The 23634-nt window shown below is 71.4% G+C and carries 17 protein-coding genes and 1 pseudogene; 13 read left to right on the forward strand and 5 right to left on the reverse strand.

Annotated features, from left to right (window positions below; all coding sequences use genetic code 11):
- Window positions 1-25: 25 nt before the first annotated feature.
- A complete protein-coding gene (locus ACFYXS_RS26400; RefSeq protein ID WP_389252404.1) occupies window positions 26-505 on the forward strand; it encodes a flavin reductase family protein in 480 nt (159 codons plus the stop codon).
- Between the two features lie 138 nt (window positions 506-643).
- Complete coding sequence (locus tag ACFYXS_RS26405; protein ID WP_389252406.1) at window positions 644-2929, forward strand: LuxR C-terminal-related transcriptional regulator; 2286 nt, start codon at window positions 644-646, stop codon at window positions 2927-2929.
- Here the strand turns inward: ACFYXS_RS26405 and ACFYXS_RS26410 are convergent.
- Window positions 2902-4416: a 4-hydroxyphenylacetate 3-hydroxylase family protein gene (locus ACFYXS_RS26410; RefSeq protein ID WP_389252408.1), complete on the reverse strand. Its 1515-nt coding sequence runs from the start codon at window positions 4414-4416 to the stop codon at window positions 2902-2904. The two genes, ACFYXS_RS26405 and ACFYXS_RS26410, sit on opposite strands and share 28 nt — an antisense overlap.
- A gap of 191 nt (window positions 4417-4607) precedes the next feature.
- Between ACFYXS_RS26410 and ACFYXS_RS26415 the strand changes: the two genes are divergently transcribed.
- Window positions 4608-7397, forward strand: a complete 2790-nt coding sequence (locus tag ACFYXS_RS26415) for an ATP-binding protein (RefSeq protein WP_389252410.1) — start codon at window positions 4608-4610, stop codon at window positions 7395-7397.
- Between the two features lie 594 nt (window positions 7398-7991).
- Complete coding sequence (locus ACFYXS_RS26420; protein WP_389252413.1) at window positions 7992-8585, forward strand: malonic semialdehyde reductase; 594 nt, start codon at window positions 7992-7994, stop codon at window positions 8583-8585.
- A gap of 101 nt (window positions 8586-8686) precedes the next feature.
- On the opposite strand, the gene ACFYXS_RS26425 is transcribed toward ACFYXS_RS26420, so the two are convergent.
- The gene (locus ACFYXS_RS26425; RefSeq protein ID WP_389252415.1) at window positions 8687-10570 is read right to left on the reverse strand and encodes a multicopper oxidase family protein; all 1884 of its coding nucleotides are present in this window, start codon (window positions 10568-10570) and stop codon (window positions 8687-8689) included.
- Window positions 10571-10764: 194 nt separating this feature from the next.
- On the opposite strand from ACFYXS_RS26425, the pseudogene ACFYXS_RS26430 reads away from it, so the two are divergent.
- The 5 genes and pseudogenes from ACFYXS_RS26430 to ACFYXS_RS26450 all read left to right on the forward strand — a co-directional run.
- Window positions 10765-11157 (forward strand): annotated as a pseudogene (locus ACFYXS_RS26430) (alpha/beta hydrolase); the annotation flags it as partial.
- 236 nt (window positions 11158-11393) lie between these two features.
- Window positions 11394-13157 (forward strand): serine hydrolase, encoded by a 1764-nt coding sequence (locus ACFYXS_RS26435; protein WP_389252417.1) that lies wholly within the window; start codon window positions 11394-11396, stop codon window positions 13155-13157.
- A gap of 64 nt (window positions 13158-13221) precedes the next feature.
- Window positions 13222-14142 (forward strand): MurR/RpiR family transcriptional regulator, encoded by a 921-nt coding sequence (locus ACFYXS_RS26440; RefSeq protein ID WP_389252419.1) that lies wholly within the window; start codon window positions 13222-13224, stop codon window positions 14140-14142.
- Between the two features lie 194 nt (window positions 14143-14336).
- A complete protein-coding gene (locus ACFYXS_RS26445) occupies window positions 14337-15494 on the forward strand; it encodes a CapA family protein (RefSeq protein WP_389252421.1) in 1158 nt (385 codons plus the stop codon).
- A gap of 186 nt (window positions 15495-15680) precedes the next feature.
- Window positions 15681-16019 (forward strand): hypothetical protein, encoded by a 339-nt coding sequence (locus ACFYXS_RS26450; RefSeq protein ID WP_389252423.1) that lies wholly within the window; start codon window positions 15681-15683, stop codon window positions 16017-16019.
- Window positions 16020-16041: 22 nt separating this feature from the next.
- On the opposite strand, the gene ACFYXS_RS26455 is transcribed toward ACFYXS_RS26450, so the two are convergent.
- Complete coding sequence (locus ACFYXS_RS26455) at window positions 16042-16668, reverse strand: class I SAM-dependent methyltransferase (RefSeq protein WP_389252425.1); 627 nt, start codon at window positions 16666-16668, stop codon at window positions 16042-16044.
- A gap of 62 nt (window positions 16669-16730) precedes the next feature.
- Between ACFYXS_RS26455 and ACFYXS_RS26460 the strand changes: the two genes are divergently transcribed.
- Window positions 16731-17393 (forward strand): TetR/AcrR family transcriptional regulator, encoded by a 663-nt coding sequence (locus ACFYXS_RS26460; RefSeq protein WP_389252427.1) that lies wholly within the window; start codon window positions 16731-16733, stop codon window positions 17391-17393.
- Window positions 17394-17409: 16 nt separating this feature from the next.
- On the opposite strand, the gene ACFYXS_RS26465 is transcribed toward ACFYXS_RS26460, so the two are convergent.
- A complete protein-coding gene (locus ACFYXS_RS26465) occupies window positions 17410-17793 on the reverse strand; it encodes a VOC family protein (RefSeq protein ID WP_389252429.1) in 384 nt (127 codons plus the stop codon).
- A 285-nt stretch (window positions 17794-18078) separates the two neighbouring features.
- Between ACFYXS_RS26465 and ACFYXS_RS26470 the strand changes: the two genes are divergently transcribed.
- From ACFYXS_RS26470 to ACFYXS_RS26480, 3 genes are all read left to right on the forward strand, one after another.
- Window positions 18079-20442, forward strand: coding sequence for a glycoside hydrolase N-terminal domain-containing protein (locus tag ACFYXS_RS26470; protein WP_389252431.1), 2364 nt, complete (start codon window positions 18079-18081; stop codon window positions 20440-20442).
- A gap of 607 nt (window positions 20443-21049) precedes the next feature.
- Window positions 21050-21649: a hypothetical protein gene (locus tag ACFYXS_RS26475; RefSeq protein WP_389252433.1), complete on the forward strand. Its 600-nt coding sequence runs from the start codon at window positions 21050-21052 to the stop codon at window positions 21647-21649.
- A gap of 125 nt (window positions 21650-21774) precedes the next feature.
- Window positions 21775-22419 (forward strand): class I SAM-dependent DNA methyltransferase, encoded by a 645-nt coding sequence (locus ACFYXS_RS26480; RefSeq protein WP_389252916.1) that lies wholly within the window; start codon window positions 21775-21777, stop codon window positions 22417-22419.
- A gap of 49 nt (window positions 22420-22468) precedes the next feature.
- Here the strand turns inward: ACFYXS_RS26480 and ACFYXS_RS26485 are convergent, their stop codons facing one another.
- Window positions 22469-23581, reverse strand: a complete 1113-nt coding sequence (locus tag ACFYXS_RS26485; protein ID WP_389252435.1) for a zinc-binding alcohol dehydrogenase family protein — start codon at window positions 23579-23581, stop codon at window positions 22469-22471.
- Window positions 23582-23634: the final 53 nt, after the last annotated feature.

The raw sequence follows: 23634 nt of genomic DNA on the forward strand, positions 1-23634 counted from the left end.
TCACTCCACTCATACGGAGGTCACCATGCCTGACACCCTCGACATGACGCTCGCGTTCCGGTCCACGATGGGCCGCCTCGCCACCGGGGTCAGCGTCATCACGACGCGGACCGGAGACACGCCGGTCGGCATGACGGCGAGCGCCGTCGCCGCGCTGTCGCTGGACCCGCTGCAACTCATCGTCTGCATCGGCAACCACCTGTTCACCCGCACCGCCATCGCCGAGCACGGGCGCTTCGCCGTCAACGTCCTGGGAGAGGACGGTGAACAGCTGGCTCGCTGCTTCTCGGCCCGGGTACCCGACCGGTTCGCCGGCGTGGCGATCGACGAGGACCACGGCGTGCCCGTGCTCAGGGACGCCATCGCGACGGTCGTCTGCGACGTCTCGCAGGCCCTGCCCGGCGGCGACCACACCATATTCGTCGGCGACGCACGGCACTTCGAGCACAAGGGCGAGGCCCGTCCGCTGCTGTACTTCGCCGGCGGGTTCGGCCTCATGAGGTAGCGGTCCTCCGCGTTCCACGCCTTCCACGCGTTCTTCGCGCACCGCCGCGAACTCCCCCGAGTCCCCCCGGTGCCCGGTGCATCCGTCGTGCCCGCCGGGCATCGGGGGCCCATCCTGCCCGGCACGACGGGAGGCACCGTGAGCACCATCCCCGACCACAAGCTCCATCCGCCGGTACGGCCCCCGTGGTTCGTGCCGCGTCCCCGGCTGCTGAGCCGCCTGGATGCCTTCGCCGAACCCGTCGTGGTCGTCTCGGCGCCGCCCGGGGCGGGGAAGAGCGTGCTGCTCGCCGAGTGGGCGCGGGCGCTGCGGGCCCGTGGCTCCCACGTCGCCTGGTTCGGCCTCGACGCCTACGACAACACCCCGGCCCGACTGTGGACGGGGATCCTGGCGGCGCTGCGGCCGTTTCGGCCGGGGCTGCCGGTACCCCCGCCCGCCGGGGCCTGGACCCGCGACGTCTGGGCCGAGGATCTGCTGCCCCGGACTCTGGCGGGACTCGCCGGCGGACGGCGGCTCACACTTGTCCTGGACGGGGTGGAGCGGCTCACCGACGCCGCGCTGCGCAGCCTGGGAGACCTGTTGACGGGGCTGCCCGACGGCCTCCGGGTCGTGCCGGCCACCAGGTACGTGCCCGGCGCGCCCGTCCCGGGCCTGCGGGCACGGGGCCTGATCGGCGAACTCGGCCCGGCCGACCTGCGCTTCGCACCCGACGAGGCCGACACGCTGCTGACGGCCCGGTCGGGCGGGCGGCCCATGGACGAGGAGAGGCGCCGCGGGCTGTACGACCTTGCCGAGGGATGGGCAGCGGGCCTGTTCGTCATGGCGAGCGCCGGCGGGACGCCGGAGCACGCCTTCGAGTCGTCCGCAGACGAGCCAAGCCCCGGCCGGGGCGCCGTCGATCGTGCGGCCCACGCCGCCGCCGACTACCTCACCACCGAGGTCCTGGACCGGCTGACCACCGAGCAGCGTGCCTTCCTGCTGCGCACCAGCGTGCTCGACGAACTGCGTCCCGACGCCTGCCGCGCCGTCGCGGGCACCGACCGTGCGGGCGTCCTGCTGCGCGAACTGGCGCGCACCGTGCGGTTCCTGGTGCCCACGGGCACCGCGCCGGGCGCGTACCGGTGCCACCGTGCGCTGCGCGCCCTGCTGAGCGAGGTCCTGGAGGCCGAGCACCCGGAGGGGACCGCCGCGCTGCACCGCGCGGCCGCCGACTGGTACCGCGCGGCGGGACAGACGACCTCCGCGGTACGGCACTTCGCGCGCTGCGGCGATTCCGCGGCGGTGGTAGCGGGCGTCCTCGACGCATGGGAGGAGACGATCGCCGCGGGACGGGCGCCGGAGGTCGCGGGGTGGCTCGATCTGCTGCCCGCCCGTGTGGTCCGCGCCGACGCGCGCCTGTGCGTCGTCGCGACGATGACGGAGCTGTCGCAGGGCGAGGTGGGCGCCGCGGCGCGCTGGCTGGAACTGGCGCGGGCCCGCCCCTGCGGCGCGGACACCGTCGGGGAGGGGAGCTCCGTGACCGAGGCGACGACGGTCGCGCACGCGCTCGTCCGCTGTCTGCGAGGGGAGTCAGGCACCGCGGGCCCGCCCGGCGGAACGGCCGTCGTGCGCCCCGAACCGTTCACCCCCTGGCGGGCGCTGGCCTGTGTCGCCGGCGGAACCGCCCTGATGTGGCAGGGCCGTTGGGAGGAGGCGGAGGACCGCCTGCGGGAGGCGGTCGGTGATGCGCACGCCGCCCGGCACGCCCTCGTTCTCGTGCGCGCCCTGGGATCCCTGGCCCTGTGCGCCTATCTCACCGGGGAGCGCGGGCAGGCCGCCGAACTGGCCGACGAGGCACTGCGCACGGCTCGTTCCGCGGACCTGACGGGTCATTTCGTGGCGGTGCCGGCCCACCTGTGCCGCGCCGGTCTTCTCCTGGAGGACGCCAGGGCCCAGGAGGCCGGCGAGTCGCTGGCCCGCGGTGAGGAGGCCATGGCCGCGTGCGCCTTCGGCGGTGAACCGCATCAGCGGGCCCTGGCCCGGGCCTTCCGGGCGGCGCTGCCCCGGGGCGCCGGGGACGACGCCGTCCTCCCGGGCGCATTCGACGGCGTCGCCGGGGCACCGGCGCTGAACGGGCTCCTCGCGCGCCTGGGCACGCTTCGCGTCGTTCCGGTGGGTCGGGCGGAACCACCGCCGCAGGTCCGGGATCTGTCGCCCGGCGAACGTCGCATCCTGCGCGCGCTGTGCGGCCCGCTGACGCTCAGGGAGATCGCCGATGAGCTCCACGTTTCCCGGAACACGGTGAAGACCCAGGTCAGAGCGGTCTTCAAAAAGCTCGACGCGCACAGCCGCAGTGGTGCGGTGGCCCGGGCCCGGGAGTGCGGTGTGCTGCAGCCCGGGCCCGCGACCGGCACCCGCTACGAAGCGTCCTGCCGCCGGGCGTAGGCCGCCTGGGCCGTGTACGCGGTGTCCTGCGCGTCCTCACCGCTCTCGATGCCGCACACCATCCGCGCGAGGTCGGCGGCCGGACCGGTCGGGGAGAGCTCCGCGCGCTTCATCGTGAGCGTCCGGATCGCCAGCAGGGGCGTGCCGTTGAAGTTCTCGAAGACACTGATGCGGTCGCCCCAGTCGGACAGGAACAGGTCGCGGATCACCCGGCTGATCCTCAGCCGGTCGTGCGGCCTGCCGACCGGCCCGGTCTGCAGTGCCTCCAGCCACGGCCGCAGTTCGGGACGCTGCCACTGTCCTTCGGTGGGGAAGATCAGCGACGCCCGGCCGGCCAGGTCGACGACCTCGTTGACCATGCGGGCGATGTTCTCCAGGTAGTACGCCCGGCCGTAGTCGAACATCAGGACGTTCGGCTTGTAGAGGCCGCCCGGAGTGGAGAACCCCTCCTCCTCGCAGGCGATCACGTGCGCCTTCAGCGTCTGGTGGAACCCGGCGAACTGCGAGATCCGCGTCTGCACGGGCGGCAGCTGGTAGGTGCCGATGTGCTCGGTGATCAGCAGGGTCAGGCCCAGCATGAGCTCGGCGCGCACCATCTGACGCACCAGGGCCTGGTAGTGCAGCCAGTCGAAGACCCGCTGCGGGTAGAGGGAGGCGTGCTGGGGGTTGCCGATGTGGAACACCCTGTCCCAGGGGATGAGCACGTCCTCGAAGAGGATGACGCTGTCCAGTTCGTCGCCCTGCGAGGCGAGCGGGTGCTCGACGTCCTGGCCGTCGCGGACGTTGCTCTCCCGGCAGATGATGGTGACGCCCGGCGCGTTCGGCGGGACGGCACCGAAGATGATCTGCTCCGGCAGGATGCCGGGCCGGTAGAACACGCCGATGTGGATCCAGTCGCCGAAGGCCGCACCGGTGCTGATCGCCTTCACGCCGCGCACCGTGATGCCCTCGTCCGAGGTCGCCACTACCTGCAGCGCCGGCGATTCCGCCTGGGCCGAATCACGGGAGCGGTCGGTCTGCGGATCCACGAACGCGGGGGTTGCGTTGAGGTCGCCGTCCCGCACGAGGTTCCAGAAGTCCAGGATCCCCTCGGTCAGGTCGCGGCCGCCGGTGCCCACCGACTGACTGCTCCACGGCTCCGGGTCGTCGACGTAGGTCAGCAGGACGTAGTTGTTGACGTCGGGCGTGCGCGGGGTCGCGCCGCCGCCGAGCTCGTGCAGCACCGTCTCCATGTAGCGGCGCTTGCGCTTGAGCTCGTCCTTGCTGCGGTGCTGGAACCACGTCATGGACCGCCGGACGCCGTCCTCGTCGACGAACGTCATGACCTCCTCCAGGTCCGGGCGGTGGTGCAGGTCGTAGAACTCCGCGATCCGCCGGGCGTAGGCCCTGGTCGCCGGGTGCGTGGCCACGTTGTCGACGAGTTCGTCGCCGACCCACACCTTCCGGCCGTCGTCGAGTGCCGCCAGATACTGCTTGCCTGTACGCACGTCGTGCTCCTCTCCGAGACACGCGGTTGGGACGCTTCGGAGCCTGGATGCCGACAGGGTGAAAGGGAGATCCCGGGGGGCGAAATCACCCGGGTGAATTCGCCCCCGGCAAAGGGATCGACGTTGAGGTGAATGGGGCGTTGCGGCATCCTTGCGGGCATGCGCACCCCCCACACGCAGGCCGGACGACCATGACCCATGTGCACCTCCGGGGCCGGGACGGGCAGCTCGCGGTGCTCAGGGCGAGCGTGGAGGCGGTGCTGCACGGGGCGAGCGCGTCCGTACTGATCGAGGGCGCGCCCGGGACGGGCAAGACGGAGTTGCTGTCCTGGTCGGGCAACCTGGCGCGCGGCCGCGGTGTGCGGGTGCTGTGGGTGCGGGCCGACGAGTTCGACCGGTACGCGCCCTTGGCCGCACTCGATGCCGCGGTGCACGGCGCCGGATCGCGCGGGCCGGTCCCGGAGACCGACGACCAGCGCCTGTGGCTGCTGGACGGGATCGCGAACACCCTGCAGACACAGGCCCGCCGTGCACCGGTCGCCGTGCTCGTCGACGACGCGCAGTGGGCCGACCCCGCCACCCTGTTCGCCCTGCGGACGCTGCCGGACCGGCTCAGCGACGCGCCGATCCTGTGGGTCGTCGCCGCCCGGCCCGGCTCCGGAAGGGGCGAGGTCGCACGCCTCGTCGACGCCCTGCACGACGCGGACGCCAAGGTGATCACCCTGGCACCGTTGACCGCGGCCGCTCTGCGGCAGATCGCGGCCGATGCCCTCGGAGCGCCTCCCACCGCCGCGCTGCTGCACCTGCTGCACGGCAGCGCCGGCAATCCCTTCCTGGCGACCGAACTGCTGAGATCGCTGCGCGACGCCGACGCGATCACGGTCCAGGACGGCATGGCGACCCCCGTGAGCCGGCAGATACCGGCGGGCTTCCGCCGCAGTGTCGAGGCGAGACTGGACCGGCTGCCCGGCGACGCGGTGCGGCTGCTGCAGGTCGGTTCGGTGCTCGGCCGTGAATTCGACCTCGTCACCGTGGCCAGGATCCTGGGCAAACCGGTGGGCGCCCTGCTGTCCGCCGTCGACAGCGCCCGCACCGCGGAACTCCTGACGCCGGTGGGGCGTCGCTTCGCCTTCCGGCACGACCTCATCCGGCAGGCCGTCCATGACGACCTCTCCCTGCCGGTGCGCTCCGCCCTGCACCAGGAGGCGGTGGGCATCCTCCGGGACGCGGGCGCACACCAGGCCGAGGTCGTCTGGCACATGATGCTCGCGGGAGGATCGCTGGACGACCGTTCGCTCGGCACGCTGCGCTCGGCGGTGCGGGAACTGGCGCGCACGGCCCCCGCCGCCGCCGCGGACCTGGCGCGCGAGGCCGCCGCCCTGCTGCCCTCCTCGGACTCCCGCCGGGTCGAACTGCTCACCGAGGCGGCCGAGCTCCTCGGATGGACCCGCCGCGTGCACGAGGCGATCGAACTGGTCGAAGCCACGATCGCCGACGGTCTGGAACCGGCGCAGGAAGCCGCTCTGCGACTCGTCGGCGGCGAGGTCCACCAGGCGGCGGGCGACGACGCCGCGGCCATGAGGCACCTCCAGCGGGCACTGGACATGCCCGGCCTTCCCGACGACCTGTACGTCCGTCTCCTGAAGGCCAAGGCGACCGGCCACATCTACCGCGGCGAGATCGAGGCCGCCGAGGCCACGGACACGGGGCTGGTCGAGGCGGCCCACCGCAGCGACGACCCCGCGATCGTCGTCAGCGCGCTGGTGTTCAGGTCCCAGACGGCCTTCTACCGCGGGCACCTGTCCCAGGCCCTCGGACTGGCGGAGGACGCCACCCGCCGCACCGCGTCCATGTCCACGTCCACCGACGGCCTGCGGCTGCGGCCGCCGCGCATCCCCGCCCTGTGGCTCAGCATCGTCCTCACCTCGGGCGACCGGCTGGAGGACGCCGAACAGGTGCTCCGGGAGGGGCGCCGGCACGCCGAGGAGCGCGGCCCGGGCTGGTCGCTCCCCTACTGGCACGCCTGCCGGTCCGTCGTGCTGCTGGAGAGGGGCGCGCTGGACGACGCGGCGGCCGAGGCAGAGGCGTGTCTGTCCGTCGCCGGCGAGCTGGAGATCATCCGGGCCCTTCCGCTCGCCCACGCCGTGCTGGCGTGCATCGAGACGGCACGCGGTGACCTCGCCCGGGCCCGGGCGCATGTGCGGGCCGCGCCGGCCGACGCGCCCGGCGCGACGTCGTACGCGACGTGGACGGCCCTTGCCCGGGCCCGCCTCTTCGAGGCGGAGGGACGGACCGCCGAAGCGGCCGGGGCACTCGCCGCCGTCCCCCAGGGCGACCGGACCGCGTGGCTGCTGTCGGTCCCGCCGGGGCAGTGGCCGTTCATCGCCCGCACCGCCCTGCAGGGTGGTGACCGCACGACGGCCGAGGCGGTGGCCGCGGTGGTGCGCTCCCTGACGGACAGCGGCCCGGGCATCGTCCACGCGGTACGGCACCACATCGACGGCCTGCTGCACGACGAGGGCGCCGACCTGCTGACCGCGGTGAACGCCTACCGGGAAGGCCCCAGGCAGGCCGTGTTCGCGGCGGCGTGCGAGGACCTGGGTGCCCACCTGATCGCGCACGGCCAGGGCGATTCCGCGGTGGCGCCGCTGGAGGAGGCCGCACGGCTGCTCTCCGCGGTCGGAGCCGCCCACGACCACGAGCGGATCCGGCACCGGCTCCGCGACGTCGGTGTCCGTGCCTTCCCCGTGGCGCGGCGGACGGCCGACACCACGGGGTGGGACGCCCTGACCGACTCGGAGTTGAAGGTGGTGCACCTCGTCGCGGACGGGCTGACCAACCGTGCCGTGGCCGACCGCCTGTACCTGTCCGTCCACACCGTCAACACTCACCTGAAACACGTTTTCACCAAGCTGGGCATCAACACACGGGTCGAGTTGACCCGGCTGGTCATGGAGCACGACGGCAGCGACCGTCCCTGACCCACGTGGCCGCGAGGATCCCTTGAATGGGTGATGCTCGCGCCCGCGAATCTTCCGATGCTGGTGAACCGGGAAGGCCGCCGCCCGCGGCGGCCGCCCCGACCAGTTCCGGGAGTGAGCGACCATGACGACTTCGCGCGGACACCGCGGCTTTGTCCAAGGCGTCGTGGCAGCCGGCGCCGCTCCCCACGGGTACGCCCTGGCGCTGTGGACCGCCGGCGCGGTCACCACTTCCGCACGGGGTGCGCCGACCGCCACGGAGGCGATGGCCCTGCTCACCGGGGCCACGGTGACCTTCGTCGCCGTCGGGGCCACCGCTCACGGCGGCCCGGTGCGGCCCCTGGCGCGCCCGGCACGCACACCAGCCGTGTCCGGGCCGCGTTCCACCTGCCCACGGTCGGCCTCTGCGCCGTCCTCAGCGGGTTGCCGGCGCGCGTCGTGTCCCGGCACCTCCTGTGGGGACTGGCCGGAGCCACCGCCACCGCGGTGTACCTGCTCGGCGCGGGAGCCCCGTTCTGGCCGGCCAGGACCGGCCGGCACCGTTCGGGACCCCGCGCAGCCCCCCAACCGCCAGAACCGACAGAAGGACCCGCCATGACGCTCGCGCTCGACCCCGCGGCCCAGGACCTGCTCTTCCGCGAGGCCCGTACCGCCAATACGTTCACCGACACGCCCGTCACCGACGAGCAGGTCCAGGACATCTACGATCTGGTGAAGTACGGACCCACCTCCATGAACCAGCAGCCCCTGCGCGTGGTTCTGGTCCGCTCCGAGGACGCCCGGGACCGCCTGGTGCAGCACATGGCGGAAGGCAACAAGAAGAAGACGGAGACCGCGCCGCTGGTCGCCGTCCTCGCCGCCGACAACGAGTTCCACGAGAAGCTGCCCGTGGTCTTCCCGCACTTCCCGCAGGCCAAGGACATGTTCTTCGCCGAGCGCCCGGTCCGGGAGCACTCCGCCGCCCTCAACGCGGCGCTCCAGGTCGGCTACTTCATCATCGGCGTGCGCGCCGCCGGCCTCGCCGCCGGCCCGATGACGGGCTTCGACGCGGACGCGGTCACCAAGGAGTTCTTCCCCGACGGGAACCACTCGGTCCTGGCCGTTGTCAACATCGGCAACCCTGGTGAGGACGCCTGGTTCGCCCGCGGCCCGCGACTGGCCTACGACGAGGTCGTCAGCACGGTCTGACCCCACGTCGATCAGCGGGTGCCACGGTCCTGACCGCCTCCGTCGGGGCCGGGGTACCCGTACGGGCCCGGTGGGCGACCGGTGCCGCCGCGTCCGCAGCCTCAGTGCCCGTGGCCGTGCCCGCCGTGGCCGTCATGGCCGTGCCCGTCGTGGCCCTCGCGGACGATCGTCCAGGGGCGCATCAGGTCGTCGTCCTCGTGCTCGAGAATGTGGCAGTGGTGGATGTACGTCGCCGGAAGTTCGGCGCCGCTGCCCGGAATCGACGCGATCGTGGCCGTCGGCGGGGTGAACTCGTCGATGAGGATCCTGGTCACCGTCTCCGGATAGGACTTGAACGTGTCCTTCCTGGACCGTGCTTCGTCCGGGTCCGGCGGAATCGGCGGGCCGGTGAAGTAGTCCTCCAGCACCGGCAGGTCCTCCGGTCGGCGGCCGCCGTCGATCCATTTCTCGTAGTCCGCCTGGTAGGCGACCGCGTCGATGGGCTGCCTGTTCAGCACCTGGAAGTTGACGAGGTGGACATGCATCGGGTGGGCGTCGTGGTTGGGATTGATGTACTCCCAGATCTCGGACGATCCCTCCGTGATGAAGTCCTCCGACGGCGCCTCGAACGGCAGCGCGTTGAACGTCATCGTCCTGAAGAGCTTGTGCTGGTACGTGACCCATTGCCGCCTGCGGGTGCGCGGTTTCGGGCTGACGAGCGGGACCTTCGGCAGCCGGAGTTCCTTGGGCGGCCTCGTCCTGTCCGCGCCCCCGGACAGTGGCTTGGTGACCTGGAACTCCATGATCTCCCGGATGACCGGTCCCAGGCCGGGCATTCCGGGGTAGTGGACGGGCGCGTGGTAGTTCGTCAACCTGACGTTCGTGCCCGGGGGCACCTGACCGAAGTCGACGATCAGGTCGTACCGTTCGGCCGGTGAGATGAGGAAGTTCAGCATCTGCAACGGAGCACGGAACCCGCCGTCGGTGCCGATCAGCCAGAACGGGAGTGTGGCCTGCGGCAGCGCGTCCTTGGGATCGGTCTCGAACCTCAGCCGCCAGAAGCGCTCGTTCGAGGCGTTGAGAAGGCGCAGTCGGTAGCGCCGCGGCTCGACGGCCAGGTAGGGGTACGCCTTCCCGTTGACGACCGGGGTGTCCTCGCCTTCGCGCAGGGTCATGGTGTAGGCGAGCGAGCCGTCCGCGTGGAACGTCCGGTCCTGCAGGATGAGGGGGACCTCGAATTCGCCTCGCGGCAGCCCGAGCCGCTCGTCGGCGGGGTCGCGAATGAGCCAGAGACCGGCAAGTCCCGCGTAGACGTTGAGGCTCGTCATTCCCATGCCGTGATCGTGGTACCAGAGCATGCACGAACGGTCGTGATTGGTGTAGGCGGAGATCGCCTCGTTGGGTTTGACCCGACCCGGGTCCAAAGTGGTGTAGTCCGCCGCATGGATGCCGTCCGAACTGAACGACTGCATCGGCATGCCGTCGGACTGGGGCGCCGTGAAACCGCCGTGCTGGTGCACCACGTTCCACACGTTGACATTCGGGGGGAAGGGCAACGTGGCCTTGTAGGGAGGCGGAGGGGTCGGGGTGAGCTCGGAGCACCCGCTGCGAATGGCGTCGATCACGAACTGGAACAGGTGGGTGGTCGGGAGCTCGTTGCGGTACTTGACGACCGTCGGCTGGTCCGTGGTCACGCCGATGGTCGGCCCGAGATAGCCCATGCCGGTCGGCCGGTGCGGATCGTGCGGGTTGTTGGCCCAGTAGCCCCACACCGTGGCCGGCCGGAGGTCCCGGTGGAAGCTCCACGAGCTCTGCCGCATCGTGATCTCGTAGTAGTCGGCGCCCGGATAGGCGGAAGGATCCGGGACGGCGGTCAACGGCACGGGGAGCGGGTCGACGTACCTCGTCAGCCGGGGGGTGTGGGTCAGCGGGATGTCCGGGCACAGTGCCGCCTCGTGGGCCCGCGACGCGTTCGCGCGGGCTCCCGGAACATCCCGTGGAAGCACGGCCGCGCCGCCCAAGGCACCGGCCAGGAGCAATTTCCTTCGCCCGAACATCGTCCCCAGCCTTCCGTCGCCTCCTGTGACCGTCAACGGATACAGGGATGCATCGGAACGCTGCCGCAGCACGCCGGTGCACACCGACAATGCCACTCATTGAGCCGATTTAATGACAATGCGCACCGGGCATCCCGGACCGCCGCGAGCAAGGGCTCGTCCCGGCGATGGCCGTGTTCGCCGCGGGGCCGAGGAGGGACGACGACACCGCCGAGCCGAAGGCCGGGATCGAGCTCACGCCGCAAGCGGCCGCCCGGGCCGAGCGGACCATGGCCGACCTGCCGTACTTCGTGGGGCGTGTCATGCCCGTCTTCATGTCCTACGCCCCCGATGTCCACCACCTGGCGGCACTGTCGGACCGGCTCGTGCTCGCCGGTGGCCGGGACTCGCACGGCGAGCTTCCGTACCGCGCGACCACCGCCCTGGCCGGGCGACTGGGCTCGCAGGTAGTGCACTTCCCCGGCGGCCACATCGGCCTGACCACGCACCCCGGCGAGTTCGGCGCCCTCCTGCGGAAGGCGTTCGGCGTCCGGTGACCACACATCCGACTCGCCCCGATTGGTCCCGCCGAGGATCCCCGGCCCTCGTGCGAGCCCTGGACGCGTTGCGGCAGGAAGCGGTGGCAAGCATGTTGACCACCCTTCATTTGGTTACTAACTTACGAACATCGCTCCGAGTTAGTAACTAAGTTTCAACCTCCGGGCCGGTCCCCATGCCGGTGCACCGGAGGCGCGCCGCACAGCGAACCCATCCCCTCACCGACGAGGTACCCATGCGGATTCCAGTCATCGCACTCACCGCGGCATCAGCCCTGGTGACCGCCTTCGCCCTGCCGGCCGACGCGGCCGTCACGGCCGGGACCCACGGCGGCGGCCGCTTCGACCAGCCGTACTCCGGGTTCGCGCCCGCGAGCACCGTGCTGCGACCGGCTTCCCCCCGGGCCGCGGGGCTCCTGCCGGCCCCGATCTCCGCCTTCGATCAGCAGGTCGCCGCATGGACCGACCCGGCGAGCGGGGCCGGTTATCTCTTCCCGGGTGCCACGAGCCTGATGGTCCATGACGGCAAGGTCGTCGAGCGCGGCGCCACCGGGTACGCCATGCGCTACTCGGCCCCGCAGACCGAGCTGCCCGAGGACCAGTGGATACCCGCCCGCACCGACACCATCTACGATCTGGCGTCGCTGTCGAAGCTGTTCACCTCCCTGGTCGCCGTCCAGCAGCTGGAGGCCGGGAGCATCCGGCTCGACGCCCCGGTCGCCGAGTACCTGCCCGAGTTCGCGGTGAACGGCAAGGGCGCCATCACCATCAGGCAGCTGCTCACCCACACCTCCGGCCTCGCGCCCGACCCCGAGCCGGCGCTGTGGCAGGGCTACCCCGACATCCCGTCGCGGGTGAAGGCGATCATGGACACCACGCCGGTGAACCCGGCGGGAACCACCTACACCTACTCCGACCTCAACATGCTCACCATGCAGCTGGTGCTGCAGAAGGTGACGGGGCGGAACCTCGACACCCTCGTCCACGAGGGCATCACGGGACCGCTGCGCATGACCGACACCGGTTACAACCCGCCGGCCTCGAAGCTGTCCCGGATCGCCGCGACCGAGTACGAGACCAGCCCCGCGCGGGGTCTGGTGCACGGTCAGGTGCACGACGAGAACGCCTGGGCCATGGGCGGCGTCGCCGGGCACGCGGGCGTCTTCTCGACCGTCGACGACCTCGCCGTGCTGGCCCAGGCCATCCTCAACGGCGGGACCTACCGGAACCACCGGATCCTCAGCCGTGAGGGTGTCTCACTGCTGGAGGAGAACTTCAACCAGGCCTTCCCCGGCGACTCCCACGGTCTCGGCTTCGAGCTGGACCAGATCTGGTACATGGGCGGGCTGTCCGGTCCGCGCACGCTGGGCCACACCGGCTTCACCGGGACCTCGCTGGTGATCGACCCCGAGTCGCGGTCGTTCGCCGTCCTGCTGACCAACCGGGTGCACGCGACGCGCAACACCCCCTCCACCAACCCCGCCCGGCGCGGTATCGCGCAGGCCCTCGCCCAGGCGATGCCGGTCGAGGCGCCGGGCGGCGGCCGCTCGTGGTTCTCCGGGCAGGGCGGCGGCGCCACCAGCACGCTGACCACCGGTCCGCTCGACGCCTCCGGGACGGTCGACGTCGACTTCAGGACCTTCGTCAACACCGAGTCCACGGACCTCGTCCGCCTCGAGGCCAGCTCCGACGGCGGCGACACCTGGCTCCCCGTGACGCTCCACGTCACCGGTCCCGGCGCCCCCGTCGACGGCGTCACCGCGCTGTCGGGCCAGGACGTACGCGCCTGGTGGCGGGTGCACGCCGAGCTCCCGGACGCCGCGTCCGGTCTCGAACTGCGCTGGCGCTACACCACCGACTCGGTCTACGAGGGGCGCGGTGTGAACCTCAGCGGGCTGCGGGTCACCGACGGCTCGCACGTGCTGCTGAACGGCGACAGGCCCGGCGCCCCGCTGACCTCGGCCGGCTGGCAGGCACTGCCGGCGGACGGGCGGCACTGACCACCGCCGTGGAGCCGTTGGCCGCGCGTTGACCCGCGGAGAGCTCCCTCAGTACGTTTCCCGCGTGGTATCCGAGAGCACGGCCGACGACCTGCGGGACTCCAGCCTCCTGGTGCGCATCCGCTCGCTCCTGCCCGGCCTCGCCCGGGCGGAGCAGCGGGTCGCCCGGGCGGTGCTGGACAGCCCCGCGCTCACGGCCCGGCGGAGCATCTCCGAGGCGGCCGCGGCGGCGGGCACCAGCGAGACCACGGTGATCCGGTTCTGCAAGGCGATCGGCCTCGACGGCTACCCCGCGCTGCGGATCGCGATGGCCGCCGAGGCCGGCCGCGCCGGGACACACGGCGGGAGCCACCCGGGCAGCGACATCACGTCCGCCGACGACCTCGCCGGCATCGTCGGCAAGGTCGCCTTCGCCGACGCCCGGGCGGTGGAGGAGACCGGCGCGCAGCTGGACGTGGCGGTCCTCGGCGACGTGGTCGACGCGATGGCGCGCGCGGGGCGCGTCGACGTGTACGGAGTGGGTGCGAGCGCCTTCGTGGCCGCCGACTTCCAGCAGAAGCTGCACCGGATCGGACGGGTCGGCTTCGCCTGGAGCGACACGCAGATCATGCTGACCTCAGCGGCGGTGCTCGGCCCCGGGGACGTGGCCTTCGGGCTCTCGCACACCGGCGCGACGGCCGATACCGTCGAGGCGCTGCGGGTGGCCCGGCGGCACGGGGCCACCACGGTGTCCCTCACCAACTTCCCCCGCTCGCCGATCACCGAGGTCTCCGACCACGTGCTGACCACGGCGGCGCGCGAGACCACGTTCCGGTCGGGCGCCATGGCCAGCCGGATCGCCCAGCTGACCGTCATCGACTGCCTGTTCATCGGCATCGCCCAGCGCCATCCCGAGCGGTCCGGAAAGGCCCTGGCCGCGACGTACGAGGCCGTGAGCGGACAGCGCCTCGGCCCCCGCCCGGCCGGCGGCAGGCGACGGCACTGAACGAGGCCGGTACCCCGGGTGCGCGGCGCGGCCCCGAAGTCGTTGCCGTTCCGTGATCGCGTGCGCTCACGCCGATCGCATGCGGCACTCAGCCTGGGTGTCGGCCGCCCATGTGCCCGACCGGGCGTGCCCAAGGAACGAAATGTCCCGGGACCCCTGGAACGTCATGAACGAATCGATCGTACAGTTGTCCGATGCATGAACCGCGCTCGCGCCATGCCGCCCTCCGCACCCGGCAGCGCCGCCGCCGCCGGAACGCCGCGCTGGGCGCCGCCGCGGTCGTCGTGGCCGCCGCGGCGACCGCGTACCTGACGTCGGGGCGCGGCGGCACTCCCGCCGACGACGCCGCCCCGGCACGCGTCAAGGCGTCGACGCTCGTCGAGCCGTCCACCACGGCCTCCGCCCGTCACCGCGAGCCCGCCGGCACGGTCACCCTCGCCTTCGCCGGTGATGTGCACTTCACCCAGCGCACCGCGGGACGGCTGGGGGTCGACCCCGCCCTCGGCCCGCTGTCCCCCGTGCTGTCGGCCGCCGACTTCTCCATGGTCAACCTGGAGTCGGCGATCACCACGCGCGGGACACCGGAGCCGAAGCTGTACCACTTCCGGACCCCGCCGCGGGCCCTGGACGCCTTGCGCCGCTCGGGCGTCGACGCGGTCACGATGGCCAACAACCACGCGGTCGACTACGGCCCCCAAGGCCTGAGCGACACCCTTGCCGCCGCACAGGACTCACCGATACCGGTCGTGGGCATCGGCGCCGACGACACCGAGGCGTACCGGCCCTACGTCACCGAGGTCAACGGCGTCCGCCTCGCCGTGCTCGCCGCGAGTCAGGTCCAGGACCTCACGAACGACCGGTTCCGCGCGGGTCCGGGTAGACCGGGAATCGCCTCGGCCCTGGACCGGCCGCGGCTCGTGAGCGCGGTCCGCGCCGCGCGGGCGCGGGCCGATGTCATCGTGGTCTACCTGCACTGGGGCACGGAAGGGCAGAGCTGTCCCGGCTCCGAGCAGCGGTCCATCGCCGCCGAGTTGTCCGCCGCGGGCGCCACGGCCGTGGTCGGCACCCACGCCCACGTCATGCTCGGCTCCGGCATGCTCGGTCCGACCTACGTCGCCTACGGCTTCGGCAACTTCCTCTGGTACGGCTCCTCTCCGTACCCGCACTCCGACGAGACCGGCGTGACGACCCTGACCGTGACGCACGGCGCGGTCACCGCGGCCGCCTTCGCTCCCGCGCTCGTGGACGGGCACGGCGTGCCGGTCCCGCAGACGGGCGCGGCGGCAGAACTCATCACTACCCGCCACGAGCAGTTGCGGCAGTGCACGGGACTGACGCCGGCTCCCCGCTAGGTCGCGGCCCCGTCTCCTCCGCGAGCGAACGGCGGTTCCTGCCTTCTCCCGTCGTGCGGCCCACCGCCTCCGTCACACTGTCCTCGACGCCGTGCTGCGCCGTGCCGCACAACCGACAGGTACGGGGGCGTCGTCCGGTTCGACCGCACCGACCCGGCCGCAATCGGCCGCGGAGGGGAGTACGGCATGGTCCAGCACGTCAGCGACGACGACATGCGCGCCGGGATGGCCGGCTCGAAGGAGTACACCGCGGTGATCCTCGAAGCCGGGCCCGCGTACGGGACGGCCGAGGCCGGCCCGGTGATCTGGGAGCACGCCCGCCGCAACTTCGCCTTGCGCGCCGACGGCCTCCTCAACATCGTGTGTCCCGTCACGGACGACAGCGAGGTCCGCGGCATCGGCATCCTCGACGCCGATCCCGACACCGCCCGCAGCATCATGGCCGAGGACCCCGGTGTGAAGGCCGGAGTGTTCACCTTCACCCTCCACCCGGTCCGTTCCTTCCCCGGCGACCGACTCCACTGACGGCGCGCCAGGAGGCGGCGGATCAGGCCGGGTCGGCGACGCGGAGCAGCGTGAACCAGAAGGTCGGGAACGGGTTCGTGCCCGGTGTCACGTCGGCCAGCTCCCACCCGGCGAACCTGGCGCGGAGTTCGTCCGCGGTGACGCCGGAGATCACATCCTCGGGGCCGTCGGGTCCGTACCCGAACATGAGCAGCCGCGCTCCCGGGGCGGAGCGCGTCGTCAGACCGGCCGCGTAGGCGTCGCGTCGGTGCGGCGGAATGCCGCAGTAGCAGCTCAGATCGAAGAAGAGGTCGTACGGGCCGGGCACCCCCACCTCGTCCAGCCGGGTGGCGTCCCCGCACAGGACCGTGATGTCCACCCCCGCCGCATCGGCCTTCTCCCGGGCCTGCCGGACCGCGCGGTCGACCAGGTCGACGGCTTCCACCCGCCAGCCGCGCCGGGCCAGGTAGACCGCGTTGGTCCCGGTGCCGCAGCCGAGTTCGAGGACGCGACCGGGCGTCAGCGCGTGGGCCCCCTCCACCAGGGCGACCAGCTCGGGCGGGGTGACGCCGCTGTCCCACGGCGGCTTGCCGTCCCGGTACCAGTCCTCCAACGCGCCGCGAACAGCTGCCTCTTGGTCGAGCTCCGCAGCCGTGCGAGTCTCCCTCATCACTGCCCTCCAAGAATCTAGAGTCCAACTCTAGTGACTGACTCTAGAGATAGACTTCCGGCATGGACGCGGTCAAGGGGTCCGACAAACGGGCCGTCAAGCCACCCGACAAGCGGGCCGAGCGCTCGCGGCGCACCCGCGAGAAGATCGTCGCGGCCGCGCGGGAGCTGTTCGTCGCCCAGGGCTACGGGGCGACGAGCCTTCAGGAGGTCGCCGACCGCGCCGGGGTGGCCGTCCAGACCGTCTACTTCGTGTTCCGCACCAAGCGCGCGCTGTTCAAGGACGTTGTCGACACGTCCATCGCCGGCGACGCCGAACCAATCGCCACAATGGACCGCCCCTGGTTCCGCGCCGCGTGCGCCGAGCCCACCGCGGCCGGCCAACTGCGCGCCCACGTAAGGGGAGTGCGGGAGATTCTCGGCCGGGTCGGCCCGATCATGCCGCTGATCGCCGCCGCCGCGGCCACCGACCCGCAGATCGCCGCGGAGTGGGCCGCCGACCCGGACCCGCGCTACACCGTCCAGCTCGCCGCGGCGAAGGCGCTGATCCCCAAGCCCGACGTCCGCCCCGACGTCGACGTCGTGCGCGCCGCCGACCTGCTGTACGGGCTGCTCAGCCCCGAGCTGTACCTGGTCTTCGTGCGCGACCGCGGCTGGTCCCCCGACACCTGGGAGGAGTGGGCCCGCGCGGCACTGACCTCGGGCCTGTGCACCGGCCCCGGGTAGGGCACCCGAGGTGGCTTCAGGAAACCGTCGCGGCCCGGTCGGAGTCGCTGCGGAGGACGCAGAACTCGTTGCCTTCAGGGTCGGCGAGGACCGCCCAGCCGGAGCCGTCGGGATTGCGGTGATCGGCGACGAAGGAAGCACCGAGCTCCAGGAGCCGTTCCACCTCCTGCTCGCGCGAGGTCTCCGGGCGCAGGCACAGATGGATCCGGTTCTTGGTCGTCCTGGACTCGGGCACCTGGTTGAAGTGCAGCACCGGGCCCTCCGCCGACAGCACTTGGGTCTCCCGGTCACCCGGCCCGCTCTCCGGATGCAGCGGGCGGCCGGTCACCGCACTCCAGAACCGGGCCAGTTCATAGGCGTCCGCACAGTCGATCGCCACGTTCTGCACTACCGAAACCATGCGCGCAAGCCTTGCCGACTCCCCGCCCGGACGCCACCGGGTTGCGGTCGGCCTGCGGGCACCGCCCCGCGCATGCGGCGACAGACATCCGATCTACTCGGACCACCGATGACCCGAACCCGCCCTGATCGTGGGCAAATTGCGGACTAAATAGGCACAACCTCAACCATGACCACGAGAAAGGTCGGGTTAATTCGGCACCAGCCGTTGACGTGGCCGAGACAAGTTGATTATTTATGAATACTTCTTGTGGGCTCCTGCAACCCTGGGAAAGGAACGCTTGCCGTGTCCGCTTCCTCCCGCCGCGACTTCCTCCGCCTCGCCACGGTCACCGGCGGAGGTCTCGCCCTGTCGGGCGGCCTCCCTCCGTTCGCCGCGCACGCCGAACCCGTCCGCCCGTCCAGCGTGGACATCGTCCCGGAGGGCAAGGCAACGACGATCTGGTACCGCACGCCCGCCAACGAGGCACGCATCATCCAAGAGGCCCTTCCGGTCGGCAACGGCCGAATGGGCGCGCTGGTCGGTTGCGACCCGGCGGACGACTTCCTCTACCTGACCGACGGCGCGTTCTGGACCGGCGGCACCAACGACACCCTCACCGACGACGGCCAGCTCCCCTACGGTCCTGACGACTTCGGCAGCTTCGGCCTGCTGGCCAAGCTCCGGATCGCGCTGCCCGGCCACTCCGGCGACGCGGTGAGCACATACCGTCGCCGGCTCGACCTGAGCAATGGCGTGGTCTCGGCGACGTATGAGCACGAAGGCAACCTGCACCGGCGCGAGGTCTACGCCAGCCACCCCGACGACGTCGTCGTCGTCCGGCTCACCGGCGGCCCGCACACCGGGACGATCTCGCTGGCCGGCACGCACGACGAGACCACCGCGGGCGGCAACGGGCAGCTCTCCTTCAGCGGGAAGCTCAAGAACGGCCTGCGCTACGCCGCGGCGGTCACCGCGGTCAGTGCCACGGGCCGGGTCGGTGTGGACGGCGACAAGCTCACCTTCGCCGGCTGCCGTGAGCTGCTGATCGTGGTGTGCGGCGGCACCGACTACTCCCCCGACGCCGCGAAGGACTTCCGCGAGCCGGCCACCGATCCCCTCGCCGTGGCCCGTGCCAAGGTCGCCGCGGCGGCGAAGGTGTCCGGCAGCCGGCTGCTGCAGACCCATGTGTCCGACTACCACCGGCTCTACGACCGGTTCTCGATCGACCTGGGTGAGTCGTCGGCGCTGCAGCGGTCCCTGGACTCCTGGTCCCGCATCGCCGTGCGGTACACCGACACCTCCACACCGGACCCGGAGCTCGAGGCCGCCTATGTCCAGTACGGCCGCTACCTGACCATCACCGGCTCCCGTGACTGGCTGCCGATGAACCTGCAGGGCATCTGGGTGCACAACAACAACCCGGACTGGTACGCCGACTACCACACCGACATCAACGTCCAGATGAACTACTGGCTCGCCGACCCGGCCGGCCTGGGCGAGAACGCGTACGCCCTCGCCCGGTACTGCGTGTCCCAACTGCCGGTCTGGACCGACGTCACCGAGCGGCTGTACAACAACGACCGCAACCGGTTCCGCAACAGCACCGGGAAGATCGCCGGCTGGGCGGTCGCGTTCTCCACCAACATCCACGGCGGCAGCGGCTGGGTCTGGCACCCCTCAGGCAACGCCTGGCTGTGCAACTCGCTGTGGCGGCACTACGAGTACAGCCAGGACCGCGCGTACCTGGAGCTGATCTACCCCGTCCTCAAGGGGGCGGCGGAGTTCTGGCAGGCGCGCCTGATCGGCACCACCGTCACCGACCCGGACGGAACGTCGCACGACGTCCTGATCGACGACACCGCCTGGTCGCCGGAGCACGGCCCGGACGGGAAGGGCAACACGTACGGGCAGGAACTGGCGTGGGAGCTCTTCGAGGAGTTCACCACCGCCTCGCGGGTGCTCCAGCGGGACACCGGGCTCGCCGCCGAGCTGAGCGCGATGCAGGCCAAGCTGTACCTGCCCCGGGTCAGCCCGAAGTCCGGCTGGCTCGAGGAATGGATGAGCCCGGACAACCTCGGCGAGGTCACCCACCGGCACCTGTCCCCGCTGATCGGCTTCTACCCGGGCGACCGGATCGCCGCCGACACCAGCCCGCCCGCGCTCCTCGAAGGCGTCCGTGCGCTGCTCACCGCCCGCGGAATGGACAGCTTCGGCTGGGCGTGCGCGTGGCGCTCGCTGTGCTGGTCCCGGCTGAAGGACGCGGAGAAGGCCTACCAGCTCTACCTGACGGTCCTGCGGCCGTCGATCTCCAACGGCAACGGCACCGCGGCCAACTGGTTCGACATGTACAGCCAGGGCAGCTACACGATCTTCCAGATCGACGCGAACCTGGGCGGCGCCACCGCGGCGCTGGAGATGATCCTCTACTCCCGGCCGGGCGTCATCGAACTGCTCCCCGCGCTTCCCCACGCCTGGGCCGCCAAGGGTTCGGTGCGCGGGGTCGGCGCACGCGGCGGCTTCGAGGTCGACCTGTCCTGGCGCAACGGGAAGGTGACCCAGGCGACCGTGCGCAGCACCGGCGGGACGACGACCGAACTGCGCGCGGGCGGCTTCCGCAAGCACCTCACCCTCAAGCCCGGCACGTCCGTGACCGTACGGATCCCCTGACCGGGCAGGACACCGCGCGACACGCGCCTCCCCGCGGGGGTGTGCTCCCGGCATCGGATGCCCGGAGCACACCCCCGCGCGTGCGTAGGGCGCGGCGACGTACCCCCGGCGCCGGGCACCGGGCATTGTCGGACGGGTGTTCTAGGCTTCCCTGCGTGACCACCACCTCGATGTCGTCTGCCGGTCCCGTCGACGACCCTGCGCCGACGACACGCACTCGGTGGTCGCATGCTCACGGCCGTGGACTTCGGTGGAGGCGGCCGTGGACACGCCTTCGCCCGCGGGCCGTGCGAGGAAGGTCGGTTCCGGCGGCAGTCCTGACATCGAACTCCCCGCCGGGAAAGCCCTTCGGGGACTCGCGCGGCGTTTTGTACGGGGAATCCGGCGCGGTGCCCCGACACAATGCGGCCCACGCGGCCTTTCCCTATGCGGAGTTGCTGCCCGGGTCCGCGTCTGGGATCTTGTCCGGGGCAGCGGCGCCGAGCGACGCGCTCCGCCCCTCACACCACTCGACCCTGGGTCACCGCCGGACCGGCCGGTGCGCCGTGGCCGAGTCACGAGCAGCGACTCTTCCATCTGTTCGTGGCATACAAAGAAAGGTTGCAACGTGAACACCGAGAAGGTTATGGCCCGACGTCTCACGACCGAGGAGGTCTCGGAATTGGGCCTCGGGGCGGAGATCTTCGTCTCGGCGGAGATGGACGATCTCACCCTCGCATGCTACGCCCCCGCTTCGCTCACGAAGCCGGGGAAGAGTTTCGAGGGTGGTTCCTTCACCGCGAGGACGGTCTTCGGTCAGGAGATCCACGTTCTTCCGGACAATGCCGAGGAACGTGGAATATGGGTCGCCGACAAGGCCGGTGAGGAAATCGAGGTGCTCCGGAGCGCCGGCGTCCTCCTGAACCTCGCCCTCTTCGTCCCCGAAGGGAACCAGGCGTCCCTGGAGTCGCTCTACAACGCCGCGAGGGAGGCGTTCGGCGCGGGCATCGTCCAGCGCTGGAACGAGGAAGTCGTCGCGGTGCCGGACGTCAAGATCGACCTGTACGAAGAGCCGACCCGCGGACGGAAGAGCACAGGCGGCCAGAACCGCGACCGCCGCGCCCTGGACATCTACCCGACCCGCGTGCGGTTCATGGAGCCCAGCGCCGGCTGGCGGTTCGTCCTGGAGCCGCACCAGGAGACCATCGACGAGACGCCGACGATCTGAGCCGACAGCAGCCCCACAGGAGGCACGCCCGCAGCACAAGGCCCCCCTCCCCGTCCGGAGGGGGCCTTCGCGTTCCCGTACGAGAGGTCGACCGGCGGGGTACCCTGCGGCCGGTGGGAAACGGACTGAACCCGGACGACTGGCTGGCGGACACACGGACGTCGTACGACACGGTCGCCGACAGCTACGCCGACCTGACACGGCACCTCCTGGACGAATCGCCCGAGGAGCGCGCGGTCCTGGCCCTGTTCGCCGACCTGGTGCGTACGAGGGGCGCGGGACCCGTCGCGGACGTGGGGTGCGGCACGGGCAGGATCACGGGCCATCTGCGGCAACTGGACGTGGATGTCTTCGGCATCGACCTTTCCCCGGGAATGCTCGACGTGGCCCGGCGTGATCACCCCGGTGTGCGGTTCGATCCGGGCTCCATGACGGACCTCGCCCTGGCCGACGGCTCGGTGGCCGGCCTGATCGCCTGGTACTCGCTGATCCACATCCCCGACGACGAGATCGGCGCGGTTCTCGCCCATTTCCGCCGGGTGCTCCGGCCCGGCGGGCCGCTGCTGCTCAGCTTCCACGTCGGTGACGAGTCACGGCTGAAGACCGAGGGCTACGGCGGTCATCCGATGAAGGTCTACGTCCATCGCCGGCAGCACGCCCGCATGATGGGCTGGCTCGAAGAGGCCGGTTTCGCCGTCGAGACGCACAGGACGCTCACCTCTGCCGAGAGCCGGCTGGGGGGAATCATCCTCGCGCGCCGCCGGCCCTGAGCGGCACCTCGGCAGCCGGCCCGACGCTCCCCACCCTCCTGACGACCCGTCACTTCTCCCTGGTCAGGCCGTGATCCACGATCACCGCCACCTTGCCCACCGCGCCGTGGCCCGACTTGAGCGACTGCAGGGCCGCGCTGATCGCCTCCACCGTGCTGTCGACGGTCTGGCTGATGTGCGGGACGACAAGTCCCCGCGCCGCCCATTCCATCGCCAGGGCCATCCCGCGCTGGAGGAACGCCTGGGCCTCGCTGTCGAGCGTGGCGGGTTCCGAGAAGTAGCGCAGCAAGTTGACGTTGACGTGCTCGGCGCCGCGCTCGGCCAGGATGGCGTCCACCGGGCTGTGCGTCTCGACCAGGCGGGTCGTCCTGCCGGGACCGACGCCGAGCACGATCCAACTCCCGCCTCGCCGCACGGTCTTCGCGGTCTCCACGAAGCCCTGCTCGCTGTAGGTGGCGTCGAAGACCACATCGACGCCCCGGCCGCTCGTCAGCCCGGCGATCTTCGCCGGGATGTCCTCGCGCTTGTAGTCGAAGACGTGCTGGGCGCCGGAGTCCCGGGCCAGTGCGATCGATTGCGGCGTGCTGCCGCTGCTGATGACCAGTCCGGCACCCAGAGCGCGCGACGCCATCTGCACGGCGAGATGCCCGACGCCGCCCCCACCTCCGGGCACGTAGACCGTGTCCCCGCCCTGGACGGCCGGGTACAGACCCGCGAAGGCGGACAGGAAGGCCATCGGCAGCGCCGCCGCATCGCGAAAGCTCAAGGACGGCGGCTTGCGGGCGGTGAGGAATCGGCGACTGACGGCATAGCCGCCCTCGCCTCCACTCCCGCCCGTGGCGCTCCAGCCGCCGTCACCGTTCAGGTCGGCCATGGCGGCCACCGCGTCACCGACGCTCACGCCGCTCACGTCCCGGCCCACGGCGGCCACCACGCCGGCGAGATCGAGACCGAGAGCAACAGGTGGTGTGCGCCCCATGAAGTTGAGATCGGCCAGCTTGTATTCCAGCGGGTTCAGCGACGAGGCGGCGACGCGGATCAGGACCTCGTCGCCCGTCGGCCGCGGGACGGAAACACGTACCGCCTCCAGGGGAAGGCCGGCCTTGTCCCTCGTGTAACCGACGCCGAGATACGTTTCCGGAATGCTCTGAGTCTGCTGCATGTTCCGCTTCCCTCTGAGGACATGCCCGGCCGAACCACCCCTGGGGACGCAAG

This window comes from Streptomyces sp. NPDC002574, assembly GCF_042889545.1.
Lineage (GTDB): Bacteria > Actinomycetota > Actinomycetes > Streptomycetales > Streptomycetaceae > Actinacidiphila.

Coding starts and splice junctions, on each gene's coding strand:
- ACFYXS_RS26420 (WP_389252413.1), top strand. CDS start 7,992: ATGACGCTCGCGCTCGACCCCGCGGCCCAGGACCTGCTCTTCCGCGAG.
- ACFYXS_RS26485 (WP_389252435.1), bottom strand. CDS start 23,581: ATGCAGCAGACTCAGAGCATTCCGGAAACGTATCTCGGCGTCGGTTAC.
- ACFYXS_RS26435 (WP_389252417.1), top strand. CDS start 11,394: ATGCGGATTCCAGTCATCGCACTCACCGCGGCATCAGCCCTGGTGACC.
- ACFYXS_RS26455 (WP_389252425.1), bottom strand. CDS start 16,668: ATGAGGGAGACTCGCACGGCTGCGGAGCTCGACCAAGAGGCAGCTGTT.
- ACFYXS_RS26415 (WP_389252410.1), top strand. CDS start 4,608: ATGACCCATGTGCACCTCCGGGGCCGGGACGGGCAGCTCGCGGTGCTC.
- ACFYXS_RS26445 (WP_389252421.1), top strand. CDS start 14,337: ATGCATGAACCGCGCTCGCGCCATGCCGCCCTCCGCACCCGGCAGCGC.
- ACFYXS_RS26465 (WP_389252429.1), bottom strand. CDS start 17,793: ATGGTTTCGGTAGTGCAGAACGTGGCGATCGACTGTGCGGACGCCTAT.
- ACFYXS_RS26400 (WP_389252404.1), top strand. CDS start 26: ATGCCTGACACCCTCGACATGACGCTCGCGTTCCGGTCCACGATGGGC.
- ACFYXS_RS26460 (WP_389252427.1), top strand. CDS start 16,731: ATGGACGCGGTCAAGGGGTCCGACAAACGGGCCGTCAAGCCACCCGAC.
- ACFYXS_RS26450 (WP_389252423.1), top strand. CDS start 15,681: ATGGTCCAGCACGTCAGCGACGACGACATGCGCGCCGGGATGGCCGGC.